This is a genomic window from Ketobacter sp. MCCC 1A13808 (genome assembly GCF_009746715.1).
Taxonomy (GTDB): Bacteria; Pseudomonadota; Gammaproteobacteria; order Pseudomonadales; family Ketobacteraceae; genus Ketobacter.
The window spans coordinates 20,290-34,847 of the sequence record NZ_VRKW01000008.1 but is presented as its reverse complement, the minus strand read 5'-3'; the positions used below and the strand labels follow the sequence as shown (position 1 = coordinate 34,847).

The 14,558-nt window shown below is 49.0% G+C and carries 13 protein-coding genes; 5 read left to right on the top strand and 8 right to left on the bottom strand.

Annotated features, from left to right (window positions below; all coding sequences use genetic code 11):
- The first annotated feature begins 102 nt into the window (after window positions 1-102).
- Window positions 103-1,539: an amidohydrolase family protein gene (locus FT643_RS14930; RefSeq protein ID WP_156872218.1), complete on the top strand. Its 1,437-nt coding sequence runs from the start codon at window positions 103-105 to the stop codon at window positions 1,537-1,539.
- On the opposite strand, the gene FT643_RS14925 is transcribed toward FT643_RS14930, so the two are convergent.
- The 4 genes from FT643_RS14925 to FT643_RS14910 form a co-directional block, all read right to left on the bottom strand.
- Window positions 1,499-2,983 (bottom strand): alpha/beta hydrolase domain-containing protein, encoded by a 1,485-nt coding sequence (locus FT643_RS14925; RefSeq protein WP_156872217.1) that lies wholly within the window; start codon window positions 2,981-2,983, stop codon window positions 1,499-1,501. The genes FT643_RS14930 and FT643_RS14925 overlap by 41 nt on opposite strands.
- Window positions 2,984-3,272: 289 nt before the next feature.
- Window positions 3,273-4,277, bottom strand: a complete 1,005-nt coding sequence (locus FT643_RS14920; RefSeq protein ID WP_156872216.1) for an enoyl-CoA hydratase/isomerase family protein — start codon at window positions 4,275-4,277, stop codon at window positions 3,273-3,275.
- Window positions 4,274-4,675, bottom strand: coding sequence for a 2-amino-4-hydroxy-6-hydroxymethyldihydropteridine diphosphokinase (folK, locus tag FT643_RS14915; RefSeq protein WP_156872215.1), 402 nt, complete (start codon window positions 4,673-4,675; stop codon window positions 4,274-4,276). Before folK ends, FT643_RS14920 begins: the two co-directional genes overlap by 4 nt.
- Window positions 4,672-5,427 (bottom strand): SDR family NAD(P)-dependent oxidoreductase, encoded by a 756-nt coding sequence (locus FT643_RS14910; RefSeq protein ID WP_317622039.1) that lies wholly within the window; start codon window positions 5,425-5,427, stop codon window positions 4,672-4,674. Before FT643_RS14910 ends, folK begins: the two co-directional genes overlap by 4 nt.
- A 366-nt stretch (window positions 5,428-5,793) precedes the next feature.
- Here FT643_RS14910 and FT643_RS14905 point away from each other — a divergent pair, with 366 nt between their 5' ends.
- The 3 genes from FT643_RS14905 to FT643_RS23915 are packed head-to-tail and all read left to right on the top strand — an operon-like array spanning window position 5,794 to window position 9,957.
- Window positions 5,794-6,804, top strand: coding sequence for a hypothetical protein (locus FT643_RS14905; RefSeq protein ID WP_156872214.1), 1,011 nt, complete (start codon window positions 5,794-5,796; stop codon window positions 6,802-6,804).
- A 33-nt stretch (window positions 6,805-6,837) separates the two neighbouring features.
- Window positions 6,838-7,863 carry a putative solute-binding protein gene (locus FT643_RS14900; RefSeq protein WP_156872213.1) on the top strand — a complete coding sequence of 342 codons (1,026 nt, stop codon included), beginning with the start codon at window positions 6,838-6,840 and terminating at the stop codon, window positions 7,861-7,863.
- A 24-nt stretch (window positions 7,864-7,887) separates the two neighbouring features.
- A complete protein-coding gene (locus tag FT643_RS23915; protein WP_156872212.1) occupies window positions 7,888-9,957 on the top strand; it encodes a TRAP transporter large permease subunit in 2,070 nt (689 codons plus the stop codon).
- Window positions 9,958-10,047: 90 nt separating this feature from the next.
- Here the strand turns inward: FT643_RS23915 and FT643_RS14890 are convergent, their stop codons facing one another.
- Both FT643_RS14890 and FT643_RS14885 read right to left on the bottom strand, forming a co-directional pair.
- Window positions 10,048-10,992, bottom strand: a complete 945-nt coding sequence (locus tag FT643_RS14890) for a helix-turn-helix domain-containing protein (protein WP_198043575.1) — start codon at window positions 10,990-10,992, stop codon at window positions 10,048-10,050.
- Window positions 10,993-11,030: 38 nt separating this feature from the next.
- Window positions 11,031-11,531: a DUF2244 domain-containing protein gene (locus FT643_RS14885; protein WP_156872210.1), complete on the bottom strand. Its 501-nt coding sequence runs from the start codon at window positions 11,529-11,531 to the stop codon at window positions 11,031-11,033.
- Window positions 11,532-11,710: 179 nt separating this feature from the next.
- On the opposite strand from FT643_RS14885, the gene FT643_RS14880 reads away from it, so the two are divergent.
- A complete protein-coding gene (locus FT643_RS14880; protein WP_156872209.1) occupies window positions 11,711-12,580 on the top strand; it encodes a metal-dependent hydrolase in 870 nt (289 codons plus the stop codon).
- A gap of 1 nt (window position 12,581) precedes the next feature.
- Here the strand turns inward: FT643_RS14880 and FT643_RS14875 are convergent, their stop codons facing one another.
- Together FT643_RS14875 and FT643_RS14870 are read right to left on the bottom strand one after the other, a co-directional pair.
- Window positions 12,582-12,971, bottom strand: a complete 390-nt coding sequence (locus FT643_RS14875) for a response regulator (protein WP_198043574.1) — start codon at window positions 12,969-12,971, stop codon at window positions 12,582-12,584.
- A 204-nt stretch (window positions 12,972-13,175) separates the two neighbouring features.
- Window positions 13,176-14,423, bottom strand: a complete 1,248-nt coding sequence (locus FT643_RS14870) for a GAF domain-containing sensor histidine kinase (RefSeq protein WP_156872207.1) — start codon at window positions 14,421-14,423, stop codon at window positions 13,176-13,178.
- Window positions 14,424-14,558: the final 135 nt, after the last annotated feature.

The window sequence follows — 14,558 nt, the reverse complement described above, 5'->3', positions numbered from 1 at the left end:
CACGCAGCAACTGACGTCGAATTTTAACTGTGCTAGCTTGATCAAAGCTACTGTGCCTGGGTCGCCAGGCAAAACTAACTTATTAAATAAACGCCCCTATACATGTTGATTAAAGACGCCGAAATCTACCAGACAGGGTTGCAGGATGTGCGCATCGAGCGTGGCATCATAAGCGCTATGGGCCAGCTTGAGCGCCGGGCTGATGAACTCCTGATAGACGCCCGCGGTAGTGCCCTGCTTCCTGGTCTTAACGATCACCATATACACTTCCTCAGTTACGCAGCTTCATTGGCATCAATCGATTGCGGCACAGCCGCGGTTAAAAATCAGGATCAATTGGTTACTCTGTTGCAACAGCAGGCTGCGGGAGCGCATTGGTTACGAGGATATGGGTATCACGAAACTGTGGCTGGTGAGATCGATTGCCGCTGGCTAGACCGTTACGGACCCGACCGGCCCATTAGAATTCAGCACCGCAGCGGACGTTTATGGATTTTTAATTCTGCCGGCATCGCAATTATCAGGAACGCGTTACGCAGTAAAGAGGGCGCTGTTTCAATCCCGGTAGACGGTCTTCAATCTGGCCGATTTTACGACGCAGATCAACAGTTGGCCAGTTTGATTGGCCGTCGCCTGCCCCCGGTCAAGCAGGCCAGTGAAAAGCTGGCATCCTACGGAATTACCGGGTTCTCGGATATGACCCCCTCCAACGATCAAGATGCGTTTGAGTTGTTTCAGAATCTGAAATCCAAGAACACCATCCTCCAGCAGGTTCAACTAGCACGGCGCTGCGCTTTTGAAAGCACTTTGGCGCCCGAGATTACCCCCGGCCCCGTTAAAGTCCATCTCCACGAGAATCGGTTGCCTTCGTTAGAGGAATTGGTAGAACGTATTACGATCAGCCATCAAGCGGGAGTAAGCATTGCTGTTCATTGCGTCACTGAAGTTGAGCTAATGTTCAGCCTTGCTGCTTTTGAAGAAGCTGGCCCGATTTCCGGTGACCGTATCGAGCACGGGTCTGTGACACCGGAATATTTATTGGATAGGATCGTAGAGTCGGGTGTGACTGTGGTTACCCAGCCGCATTTCATCCTGGAAAAAGGCGACACTTATCTGAGTGAAATCGATGTCACTGAGCATCAATCCCTATATCGAGGCCAAACATTTTTGCAACGAAAGATTCCATTAGCAGGAAGCTCTGATGCCCCTTTCGGATCGGCTGACCCCTGGACAGCGATGCGTACTGCCGTTGCACGACGGACTTCCTCGGGGCAATCACTCGGAAGCAATGAAGCGCTGAGTCCGGAACAGGCCCTGGCATTATTTCTTGGTTCCCTGGAAACACCGGGAAAGGTACGCTGCATACAGCCCGGAATGAGCGCCGATTTGTGCTTGCTGTCATGCCCTTGGGAAATCGCCAGAGTGCGTTTAAATAGTCACGACGTCCGCTTGGTGATTAGCAAGGGGACGCCGATATTCAGTCGGGATCAAAGCGCGATCAGGGTAAACCAATTTCCGATTGCTGGGCTGAAGCCTTGATTAACTCGCCGTCTGGCTGCAGTAAAAACCCCTTTTCCACAGCATCATCCACAGAAGCACTTACCGCATCAACATAGGCTTCATGATCGCGGTAAAGCGTGCTCAGTGTAGCCTCATCAAACAGCTTAGTGGTGCCGTACAGTCTGCAAAAGAGATCTCCTTCCTGCCCCTCGCCTGACAAAGTTGCGATAGGAACATCGACGTAAGGCGTGCGAATGCCACCTAACACATTGCCGAATTCATCCCGAATAAACGAAGCAGTGGATTCATCAAAGGCAAACCGGTCTGCCGGGGTGGGAGCGACCCCGGTGCGCAGCCAGCTATCCAATGCCGCAATAGATGCTTTTACAACAAAATGCTGTGGTCCTGAATTAATGGGTTTGCCACACTTTTGAATCACCGGAACGGCATAGCGGGTCTCGGCAACATTCGCTACAGAAGGGTTTTTGCCTGTATCGTAAAGACCAAGATTACCCACATAGCGATCAGCATGCGCGGTGCCTGCTACCTCCCAGACACGGAACATATCTGTGTCCGGCTGACTATCAAGATACGCCCCCAGCACAGTGGAATCGGTTTCGGTTTGCAGCATCATCACCGGCACATCCAGGTCGTCCCGCACTCTTACCGTATCACGGGTTTCAAAATTCAAGTCAGACGCATCCGGCTCCGGAGCCAGTGGTGCGGAACCGTGTATACGACTGTGTATATAGTAAGCGTCGAATATTCTTTCCCGCGGTGCAATCGCATTAATGTAGGTCATCATATAATCGGCTGACTGTGATTCACCAGAGGCAATCGCGCGTTCAAGTTTTAATTCCCCTAACGGGTTGAAGTTTTGCGGTTGCACTATGGCCTTACCGACTTGGCGGAAAATATCATACGCATACTGGTCGCCGGGGTGAATCAATGTGCTGTATCGAGCAGGATTCAGCTTCTTCAATGAAAGGGAAATAGGTAAAACGGTCACCCCTGCCCCATCGATACCGGCTTTTTGGGCAGACACACCAATCCAGGCATAACCACTTCTTAACAGCTCGGTGTGGGCCATAATCCATTCAGAAGAAGCTTCGGTTCCGCCGCTAACATTAAACCACTCTACAATCACCGTGCCGTTGAATTTCTCCGGATCAGTCGGTCTATAAACGACAATCCGCGTCCTGAAATCAGCTTCGTCAGCAGGCTCAACATTCCACTTACCGTCGCTGGTAAGCGGCTCAGCACTGACATAACTTTGGGCTGTTCCCTTGATAAAGTACTCAGCCTTCTCATAGCCGAAATCATGCAGCCGGAACATTGTAGAACCTAACAGCCAGGGTATCCCCGGTACCAAGCCCTCATCGGGAACGGTTTGTTTGCAGCCACTAAACAGCAGAACGAATACGATGGAGGCGGCAAATAATTTGGCTCTAATAGATAGACGGGTGTGCTTCTTCTTATTCATGCAGGGGACCTGATAATTTATTTTAAATTATTTTTGTTCTGAATTTGCGTTGGTTTGTTCAGCACCACAAGACAGTTTCACTAAACACACTAACGGGGTTCGTCTACGCCTGTCTATATGTATTGATATTGATTATTGTGAAAATGTTATTGAATGTTGGATTTCAATTTATGATCAAACCGATCCTGACGGGAGTTATTGAGCATACCGAATGTGGGGCAATGCATCGTAACCAGCCGGGAACTGACGGCAGGTGTGTAACATACTGACTTGTTGTGCGGCCCTAAGATTATTTGTCTATCTCGTCCGTAATGGCGTCGATAAGACCCCACTGCAGCGCTGTTTGAGCATTGATTTTTTTATTCATAATTACGAGATAGGCCGTTCGTTGCCGTCCTATCCTGCGTGAAATACTGATGCAACCCCCTGCACCCGGAATCAGCCCCATAGACAACTCAGGCAGCCAAAACAGGGTTTTTTCTGACGCTGTAAAATACCCTGCGCAAGCTGGAAGCTCAACGCCACTTCCGACACAGGCTTTGTGAACATGAAAATGATACCGCTCCGGTGAAGACATTATGAATTTCGCTGGCGAACGCTGCGACCGGATGAGGTGCCCTGCAATAGGCGAAGCAACTTTGCCAAATTCTGTTAGCTCTCCCCCAGTACAAAAACAGCGTCCGTTCGCGAAAACACTGACCTGGTGTAACGAGTCGTCCAGATTCACCAGCTCGAATGCTTCCACCAAAGCGTCCCTCATTTCCACTGAAAATGCATTGTTATTCAGGGGCCGGTTGAGCACTACTGAAAGCTGTGCCTGGCTTCGTGTTACTAAAACAGGCGGGCCACTTTCCGGAACCGGGGGCGTTAGGAGCCGGGCTTGATAGTGAGTCAACCAGCGCTTGAATTCGTCTCCTGACTGCAACGCCGCGTAGCCAAGCGATTCCACCATCAACGCGTCTTCCGGTGCCAGGTCTTCAATAGCCCGCAATACCTGAACCAACACCAACGTAGCCTGTGGGTTGGCGGCAATACGGCGCAGCATTGCCTTGAATTCGGATCCATCAACGATCGAGTCTACGCAGTGTGCCACCGGGCTATCCGATGAGCCAACACCGATCACCGCGCAGGGTTGTTGCCGGCTCCACTGCCTGAGTTTATTCACCCACTCTTCGTCCAGTGCAGCTAGGCTATCTATATCCAACGCCAGCACCGGATACCCGCTCTCCTCTCGCAAATCGTCTGCAGAACGAAGCATTGCAGGTTGAATCGTTTCACAATCGAGCAGCTTCATGTAGCCAGCTCTATAGCGTGTTGTTCTAACAACTCATTAACCGGCACCACCACGTAGTGTTTGTTTTGTGTGTAGTCGTCGTGGACCACCTGGCTATCCCAGATGATAATATCCAGATCAATACAGCGGGGCCCTGATTTAATAGGCCCCTTGACCCGACCAAGACGTTCTTCGACGTTTTTCAGGTATTGGTTGAATTCATCGTAGGGCCTATCTGTACTAAGCAAATAAGCGCCATTAAGAAAGTCCGGCTGGTTCTGATAACCATCAGGTGCTGTTTGAATTACCTCAGCCTCTCCCAATATGCCCACTTCGGTATCCAATATGGCCCTGCATTTGTTGAGGTTCCGCTCGGGATCAATATTGGTGCCTACTGAGACAATGACCCGCACCATCATGCCGAATCCGGATAATTTTCATGATTCCTGCCGACCTGATTCACCGACTCGCCACCATCAACGTAAAGTATCTGCCCGGTAAGGAAGTCATTTTGCAGAAGGTAGCTAAGCGAGTTGGTTAGCTGTTCGTCGCTGCCTTTCTTACCCAGAGGGATCCCGGCTATGCGCCAATCGACATAGGCATTACCTCTTGTTTCTCCAGGCAGCGTCACGCCAGGCGCAATGCCGTTGACGCGAATTTCCGGGGCGAATTCCAAGGCTGCCATCTTGGTGAAATCAGCTAATGATTTTTTTGATAAAAGATACGCCGCGTATTGATATTGATGATAGGCAATCTTGTTGTCGAGAATGTTTATTACCTGCCCCTGGCCGCAATAACGCTTAAAGCTCCCGGCTAACAAAAAAGGCGCCACCAAATTCACACGAAACTGGGCTTCGAGTAACTCCCGGCTGGTGCCTGCCGTTGGTGCCGCTTCATAGGCTGAAGCGTTATTGATGATGCATTCAAGACCCGGAAAGCGAGCCTGCACTTGCAATATAAATTCGTCGGCGTCAAACGCTTCACTGAAATCCATACTGAACACCTCGCATTGTCTGCCCGTGCTCTGCAGCTCGCGCGCCAGCTGCTTTGCGCCATCCTGCGAAGAATTGCAATGAATTGCCACATCATAGCCCAGTGCAGCCATGTGCCTTGCAAACAAACTACCGAGCCTTGTACCTGCTCCGGTAATCAGAGCTGCGGGAGAATTCACGTCTAAACCACCTTTTTGATGTTGGGAGGATTGCCTGTTCTTATAACGACTTCAGTCCTAAATCGAACGTCTGTCGTGAGCAAATTAGTCTATTTAGTGTCTAATGCTATCAGCACTACCGGCATCCGATCTACCACGATAATCGAAAGCTGTGCTCGGTAAAGATCGTCTAAACTCGTTGAAACTGGAGAAATCACACGCCATAATAGCCACCAGTGTTGTTGAATTAGAAAAACGACCCGTGATATTCAATGGATAAAACAACCAACTGTTTGCAGCATTAGAAGAAGCAGTTTAGGTAAAAAACGGGCGCATAAAAAATAAGAATACAAAATAAAAAACTTAAATGAGAGGGAATGTATTCCGATGGGAATTAAGAACTGGGTCAGCGTCATGACCGCAGCAACGCTTGCGGTATCTATCACCGGCTGCTCCGTACGCGATATGGCGGCGAGTGGCATGGTTTCATTTGGTAACAAATACATGAGCCCCTGGTTCATGGCCTCCAACGATACAGACATCATGTGTGCAATGGGCGAAGGGATGGCAGCGATGACCTATCCTATGGGTCCCAATATCGACCCCATGATCCCGATGGTAACACTGGCATCCGGCATGTGTGCGGATGAAAAAGCCAAGCAGGAAGAGCTGCGTTTTCTGCGTGCCATGCATAAAGACGATGTAACCACCGCTCAGGACGCCCGCACGATGCAGAAGCGCTGGACCGCGTTGTCAGCAGAGCGTCAGTATTTTGGATACCAGGCTGCAGTACGCTACTTTGGTGAGCCCGGAAAGGAGTGCCCTGACTTTGCCGATGACAATGAAGAAATGGCTTATCTGTTCGGAATGTTTGGCGCATTGCAGGCAGTACAAATGGATTTGGCCGTGGGCGGAGTTGCAGGGGTTCCTCTTGACGTAATGCCCAAAGCACTGGAAGGATTGAAGTGTGTTAACAGTGATAAATTCTGGGGGCTGCCCGATGCGATTCTTGCGGTAGTTGATATCAGCAAATCCAATCTGGACGGAGATGAGGACGCGGTAAAACTGGGCAAAGCTCGCCTGCAAAAGGCGGCACGCGCGGGGGAAGAAGAAGGTGTACGCATGGTACATCTGGTCGAAGCAGCAATGTATGTTACCCAAGGTGACGAAGCAGCGGTGAAAGAGGTTATCCGCAAACACGTTGAAATGATTGAAGAAACTCCCCCTAATCCGGATCTAAACCTGTTAGATAAAATGACCACCCGCGGGTTGCGCTTGATTTCGGATAAACTCTGGACGGCGCATACCGGTCAGCGTACACCGTTCGGCAAATTCGGTACTTTCTGGGATGACCAAGTCATCTCCGACGATTCTATGGATATTGAAGACCTACTGTGATGATCTGATGTCAGTAACAATGAGGGATATACAATGAAAACAAGAATAATGAACCATATTTCAAAAATAGTAGCCGGCCTTGGCGCCGGCTTGATACTCTCCTCCGCCCAGGCCGCCGCGCCGGTACCCATTAAAATGTGTGCTTTTATGTTTATGGGCGAAGGTGGCCCTGAACATCAGGCACTCCTGGATTATCAGGCGGCCGCCCTCAATTGGGGCGCAAAACTGGAAATGAAATCTTATGTAAACGATAAAATCGTCGCAGAAGAATTGAAATCCGGTACCTGCGACATCGCAAATATGCCAAGTCTGCAAGCACGCGCTTTTAACAAATTCACCGGTACGCTGGACGCGCCGGCTTCCATGCCTACATACGCTCACCTGGAAACAGTTCTGCAAACGCTAGCCAAGCCTTCTGCCGCTAAGTACATGCGCAACGGTGACTATGAAATTATCGGCATTCAACCCGCAGGTGCTGTCTTTATTTTCACGAATGACAAAACCGTAAAAAATATTTCAGATCTAGCCGGTAAGAAAATGGCGGTGCTGGATACCATGCCGGAAATGAGACAACTGGTTGTGGATTTGGGTATGACACCGGTGTCCTCAACGTTGACTAATATTTTTCAAAAGTTTAACAACAAAGCGATTGATATCACCGGTGCTCCTGCCTTTGTGTATGACATGATGGAGCTGCACAAGGGACTGGAGCCCAACGGCGGTATTCTTGAGAACCCGGTAATGCAGGGCAACACTCAATTCGTCGGACGTACTAGTAAATTGCCGGAAGGTTTTGCGCAAAAATCCCGTGAATACTTTGTTAAAAACTTTGATCAGACGTTGAAGTTTGTACGTGAGGCCGAAGAAAAAATCCCCAAAGATCTATGGATTCCGCTAGGTGAACAAGCACAGAAAGACTATCGCGTTCAGACCAGACAAATCCGCATCTCGTTTCGCGACGATAACATTTACGATGCCAAAATGTTAACGCTGCTGCGTAAAATTCGTTGTAAGAAAGACGCCACCCTGGCGGAATGCACCTCCCCAGACGCCGAATAACAGAATAATAATACGGTAATTGCTGTGAATGAATTAACCTCGGAAAGTAGTACTTTGACAAAGGCAAGTTTTTTAGAGCGATTACCTATTATCGCTATTCTGTTTCTTTTGATTTTTATCATCTTTGCCCGAACAGGAGAAAGTGTCCACGGGCAAGTCACTCAACTCGGAACCTATCTTTGGGACGACTATTTTGTCCTGCGGGGCGACATCCCCGAACCGAAATGCAATCCGAACATAGATATTCAACAACGCCTGGATAAGTTAGAGGCAGAAGCCGGGGCTTCTGCCGGTGACTTTGATCTGTTTGACGAAGAATTTGACAGGGCATCAGCTCAGAGCTCGTTAGAAAACCAGCTTCACCAGTGTCAACGGGCCCATGCAAGAGCTGCGGAATTTCGCGATAAAGTAACGCCGTCTCTGCTGGTGTTCAGTGCGATCGAACACAAATTTTCAGAAGCCAGTATCTTCTCAACGGACAAGCAAACGGTCCTGCTATTAGCTTTGTTATTCATCTCTGCCGCTGTGGCGACCATGCAGCGACACCATATCGGGTTTCGTCCGATGGTGGCAAAGCTGGATTTTCAGATTTCACTTACTCTTCAGTTTATCGCCAACACTGCACTGGCAGTATCAGCCTGGAAGTTCCGCTCCAATATCATGGCGTCAGAGATACAGACCAGTAATCCTGAAATTGTTAACGGAATGGCCGTTGGTGCCACTATTCTTGCTCTACTGTCTTTGAAAGAATTGTTTAGTATGCCCAAGGATGCGCCCAGGGGTGGCACCCTAGGGCGGGCATTATTGTCGGTTCCCCTGTACACCTTCGTAATGCTGTTATTCGCCTTTATCGTGATAGTAAACCAAGGCAACCTGGCAGGACTGTCATTGTACTTCAGTGCCTTCTTCGATCAGTCCGGCACTTATATAGATATTGCACTGTATTTATGGTGTGGCATGTTGCTGAAGCAGACCCAGCTCGGTGAGCGTGTATTTAGCCTGTTTACACCCTGGCGACTGCCCCCGGAAGTTCTGGCATTTGTTGCCATTGCTGTAATGGCCCTGCCCACGGCCTACACCGGAGCGTCCTCCATCATTATTCTTGCTATGGGCGCTGTGGTATATCGCGAACTTAGAAAAGTGGGTACCCGGCGCCAGCTTGCGCTGGCGACGACGGCAATGAGCGGAAGCTCCGGTATCGTGCTGAGCCCCTGCCTGATCGTTATTATCGTCGCCATCCTGAATAAAGAAGTGGTCACCGATGATTTGTTCTACTGGGGTGTAAGGGTATTCTTGTTAACTGGGGTCGTGTTTTTATTTTATGCCATGATTACCCGCAAAGACCCTCTGAAAATTGCGCCTATCAGCGAAGCGCTACCGAAAACCCTACGGCATGCCCGACCACTAATGTCGTATGTGATCATTTTCTTTTTGGTGGCTTCTGCCTATTTCTGGGTGCTGGACGCGCGCCTGGATCAGTTTTCCGCTCCAATCATTCTGCCTGTTATTATTTTTTGGATGATCGTATTCGAGCGTTTGCTAACAAAAGAAAAACCGTTGTATGACGAACCTGAACGCATACCCACCCTTCCCGGTGCACTGACAAAATCGATGACCGATGCCTCAATCCATATTGGCGGATTACTGATGCTGATGTCGACCTTCATGATTATTACCAGCCTTGGTGGCGAAGCCGTGTCGGCGACCTTCCTCTACGATATCGAGAGCCCCTATCTGATTATGGGCGCATTAATGCTGATGTTCGTACTAATCGGGATGTTTATGGAATCCATGGCAGCTGTCGGTTTGGTTTCTCTGGCGATTGCGCCTATCGCATATCAACAGGGCATCAACCCCATTCACTTCTGGATGACTTGTTTGGTTGCGCTGGAACTGGGCTATCTAAGCCCGCCGGTTGCACTGAGCCACATCTTTACCCGACAGGTGGTGGGGGAAGAAGAAGCCGTAGCTGCTTCGAAAGAAGGTGATACGTTCTATTACCGGCACGAGCGTTTGTTCCTGCCCCTGCTGGTGATGGGAACCACTTTGTTAATCGTTGGTTTTGGCCCAATGATTTATGGCATAGGCAATTAATCACATACCAATTTCCTTTACTGGCCGGCGTCCTTCGACCGGCCTTTTTTTTATCCATTCATCCCTGTGTCGGGTTGCCGTGCGGTTAATCTATTTCCTGAATTTGGCTGGCGTTATTCCGGTCGCAGTGCGGAACGAATTGGAAAAATTCGCTGGTGTACTGAACCCTAACCGGAATGCAATTTCCTTTAATGGCAGGTCTGTTTCCAGCAGAAGTGCTTTTGCTTTGGTAATTCTTACTGCTCGAACATATTCAGAAACGGTACAACCGGTCTGCTTTTTGAAAATCTTTGTAAAATGCCGTTCACTGTAGCCACAGGCAGTAGCAAGTTCTAATGCCGTCACGGAATTGCCGCTGGCGTCTGACATATACCGGTCAATCAAACTAAAGTCCTGTGCAGTTAATTGTTTTTCTGTTGTTGGTTTATCAGAAACAGAAGATAACCAATGAGAGCACTCCACCAGCATCGCGTGCCCCAACGCATTAACCAGCTCGGTGCTTTTATTGCCGGGGTACATAGCCTCATTCATCATGCGTAACAAAATAGCCGACAACAAAGGGCTTTTTACGTCCAGCGCGTCAAGCAAGCGTGCCTGCGAAATGGTGTTCAAGGGGCCTAGAATGTGCTCGGTGTAGTCCTGATCAAATGAACAGGTGATAGTGCGTAACTTCCCCGTTGAATGGCTGGCATTGATTTCTTTACCTGGAAGCATCAACAGGATATTTCCAGTGCCGGAGGACCGGGATAAATCGCCGTCATATCCGTATTCAACTGATGCTGTCGCTGAAACCAGCAAAGTGAAGCCTACTCTGAACGGGGTAACATGAATTGTTGTGGGTTCAGAAAACACCACTTCGCTGACTTCGATATGCAGGACACTTGTTTGAAGTGCCGCTGTGCGATTGCGCAGGTTGTTCTGATGGCGGGATCGCGGGTCATCATCGGGCTCGATACAGCGGATTTCTTCGCTGAGATGAACACTTTTGTTCCTCCAATGTGCTAAAAAATCCGGCGCTTTTTTATTTTTATCCATAGTCATCTTTATCTGGGGTTGTATCTGAGTGATTTTTTTCAGCTGGATACCCACCAACGATTGGAACAAATTACTATACCCGCTTTTTGCAGTTCTTCCCGAACCGATTGTAAATCCTGATGATTCAGGAACACACCCAATTCTATATTTTTTTGTGAATCAACCAGGCTCATTTGAATGGCATCGGCTGGAACATTGGATTCGTGCAGGTCGATGTAACTGTTCACCCTATCAAACTGCCAGCTGTGCTCCGGATGGGATTTGCCCTCTTCCACTTTTATCGATTCCCGGTCGATGGTAATTACCTGCATTTGGCGGCTCTCTTTGAGTACCTTGCGAAGGACCAATATCAATACCAGCACTTCAAGCCCGGCAAAAGGCATCACCATCCAGGCGCCCATCAGACCCCAGACCAATGCGATAAGCAACGTTATACCGCTGACGATGCCAAAAAAGCATAATGTTTGGGTCCGTGTTGCAGACGTGTTGGGTGTCAGCAGTAAAACAGTGGAGCCTGAATTCACGTGACATCGAACCATTACTTTGCTCTCCCCTGATGATGAAAAATGTATCAAAAATATCCTAAGTCACATGGCCCGATATGACTTTTATTTAGCACGAGCGGACTGTATCCGAGACCTGTGTATTCCCTATACTGGCACGTAAGCAACCTATTTATAACCAAGCTAATCCAGAACTGAAAGATTGAGGAATGAATATGACCGCCGCAGCCAATCCAAGTACCCATCGTATCGGCACTGAAGCAATTCCGGTGCGTCATATGGATTTCGAGTTTGATGATAGTATACCTACCTTTTGGTTTGGGAATGACCCGCTCCGCACCATGATACTGACGGCCTTGTCGGGCACTTTTCCTGAAGGCGAAAGAATGTTCATGCGCTCGGTCCGCCACTTTCAAAAGGGGATTACCGATCCCGAATTACAAAAGCAGGTTAAAGCATTTATCGGGCAGGAAGCACATCACGGGAAGGAGCACCAGAGCTTTAACGACATGATGACCCGTAAGGGTATACCTGTCGATAAGGTAGATAAGTTCACTAAGGTCGGTATTTCACGAGAAGAGAAATTTTTTTCTCCTCAACGCATGCTTGCAAAAACCTGTGCGCTGGAACATTTTACTGCGCTGTTTGCGGAAACGCTGTTAGCGCATCCCGAGCTGATTGATGATATCGACGAAAACCTGAAGCCTCTTTGGATGTGGCACGCCATTGAAGAAAGCGAGCACAAAGCGGTAGCCTATGATGTGTATCAGGATCAGGTGGGAAGTTATTGGACCCGCGCCTCTGAAATGGCATTTACGACAGTGATGTTCAGTTTTTTTGCGAGCCTGCATACGGTGCAATTATTACGCGCTTCCGAGCAGCTTGATAAACCGAAGTCCCCGGTCGGACAACGCTTAAAAGGCATATGGAAACACCGCAATATTTTCGCTGACCTGGGTAAACACTATCTGGCCTATTACAACCCTAAATTCCACCCTTCTCAGATAGACAGTAAGATGCTGAGGGATCGAGGTTTAGCTTTGTTAACACAATACGTGGGCGAGAAAGCGAATATTTCAGCTTGAGTTAGGTTGTGTCGCGGCGGGGGCTGACGCGCTCGAGTGCTGCCGACAATTCATGAATCCGGATCGGCTTTCTCAAATATTCTGACACGCTCGTCGCCGCATCCATGTCGCCAGCGGTTGCGGACACGACAATAACCGGTACTTTCGAAAAGCTGTTATCTTTACGAAGCTCTTCCAGCATTGACCAGCCGTCCATAACCGGCATCATCAGATCTGTCAGAATCGCAAACGGCAGGCTTTCGCATTGACGTAAATACGCCAACGCCTGCAACCCATTTTCCGCGACTATGGCACCGTAATTCAATGCTTGTAGCGATTGCGACATAATGTTCCTTAGGTCGACGTCATCTTCGACAAGAAGGATAATGCGGGTTTGATCGGGCACAGCCATTGGGACACCAGCTAAAGCAGTCTTTTTAGCGCTCAACGACTTTGTAAGTTCTACAGAGGCTTGACGATATCTAAAAACACTTGGGTTTAGGTGGTTCGACTCACTTGAGACGAACCTTAACCTGTAAACTATTTCGCGCGGCATGACTTTGTTCACGTTATCAGTGAGTAACGGCACCGGATCGTAAAGTCAATTTCAGCCGCCTTATTCCAATTCTTTTCTTTCCCTTGGTAAAACAACCGTAAACGTGCTGCCTTTGCCAGTCCCCTCGCTTGATGCAGTTATCGTTCCACGATGCATTTGAATGATGTGTTTGCACAAATGCAAGCCAATGCCGAGACCGCCGCGTGTTTCTTTCGGGTTTGGTGCCTGGACAAAAGAATCGAAAATGCGTTCCAGATAGGTGTCGGAAATTCCCTGCCCACTATCGGATACCATGATTTGGATATTGAATGTATCCAGGGCGCGGGCTCTCACACTGATTTCTCCGCCCTTAGGCGTATAACGAACCGAATTGGTTAATAAATTAGTGATTGCCTGGGTGAGACGTACAGTATCCCCATGGACGACCAGGTCACTTTCGGGCAGTTCGATAACCAGGTTATGGTCTTTTGCTTTCAGTGCGGGCTGTACTATCTCGATGCTGTTTCGGACTATATCAGAAAGTTCCACTGAGTTTTTTTCCAGGGATATTTTTCCGGTCGCTATGCGCGAAGCGTCGAGCAAATCATCCACCAGACGGATTAAATGGTCTGTCTGCCGCCTCATGGTGGCGAACGCGGACGAGATGTCTGCAGGAAATGGCCCCTTCATATTGAGCAAATCCAGCGTCATGGTCAGGGGTGACAGGGGATTACGCAACTCATGAGAAATCATCGCCAAAAATTGCGCGTTGGCGCGATCCCGGGCTTCTAGACGTTCGTTCAGTCGCGACAGTTGCTTATTGGCTAATTTGGATGCGGATAACAGTTTGCGATGCTCGAGTTGAGACATGACCTGATTGGCTAATACTCTCAATGTACGGCGCTGACTTTCACTAAACTCACGGCAGTGATAATCCAGTATGCACAGTGTACCTATCGCATAACCGTCTGGATTCTTGAGTACGGCACCCGCATAAAACCGAATATTAGGCGGCCCGGTTACCAAGGGGTTGTTCGCGAACCGGGCATCGGTGTGGGTGTCCGGGACTACCAGCATATCCTGCTGCAACAGGGCGTGCGCGCAAAAAGAGGTCTCCAGCGGAGTTTCTCGGACACCAAGACCGATCTCTGACTTAAACCACTGCCTGCCATTGTCAATAAAGTTAACGACTGCAATGGGGGCATCGAACAGATCAGCGGCAAGCTCCGTCAATTCATCGAACGCAGGATCCCTGGGCGTATCGAGTATCTGATATTGGTAAAGTGCCGCAAGACGTTGCTCCTCGTCACATGAAACGGCTGTGTTCATAGGGGCTCCAGGAAGATCTCAACTTGATATAGAATTTGGCGCATTACTTTGCTGGTTTTACGGTGACATCCCGCATGTCACTGCTGCTGCACATCGTATTAAGGAGTGGGTGCTCCCCGGAAGTATCCGAAAGTT

Coding starts and splice junctions, on each gene's coding strand:
- FT643_RS14885 (WP_156872210.1), bottom strand. CDS start 11,531: ATGGTTCGATGTCACGTGAATTCAGGCTCCACTGTTTTACTGCTGACA.
- FT643_RS14925 (WP_156872217.1), bottom strand. CDS start 2,983: ATGAATAAGAAGAAGCACACCCGTCTATCTATTAGAGCCAAATTATTT.
- folK (WP_156872215.1), bottom strand. CDS start 4,675: ATGATGGTGCGGGTCATTGTCTCAGTAGGCACCAATATTGATCCCGAG.
- FT643_RS14905 (WP_156872214.1), top strand. CDS start 5,794: ATGGGAATTAAGAACTGGGTCAGCGTCATGACCGCAGCAACGCTTGCG.
- FT643_RS14900 (WP_156872213.1), top strand. CDS start 6,838: ATGAAAACAAGAATAATGAACCATATTTCAAAAATAGTAGCCGGCCTT.
- FT643_RS14880 (WP_156872209.1), top strand. CDS start 11,711: ATGACCGCCGCAGCCAATCCAAGTACCCATCGTATCGGCACTGAAGCA.
- FT643_RS14890 (WP_198043575.1), bottom strand. CDS start 10,992: ATGGATAAAAATAAAAAAGCGCCGGATTTTTTAGCACATTGGAGGAAC.
- FT643_RS14920 (WP_156872216.1), bottom strand. CDS start 4,277: ATGAAGCTGCTCGATTGTGAAACGATTCAACCTGCAATGCTTCGTTCT.
- FT643_RS14870 (WP_156872207.1), bottom strand. CDS start 14,423: ATGAACACAGCCGTTTCATGTGACGAGGAGCAACGTCTTGCGGCACTT.
- FT643_RS14930 (WP_156872218.1), top strand. CDS start 103: ATGTTGATTAAAGACGCCGAAATCTACCAGACAGGGTTGCAGGATGTG.
- FT643_RS14875 (WP_198043574.1), bottom strand. CDS start 12,971: ATGGCTGTGCCCGATCAAACCCGCATTATCCTTCTTGTCGAAGATGAC.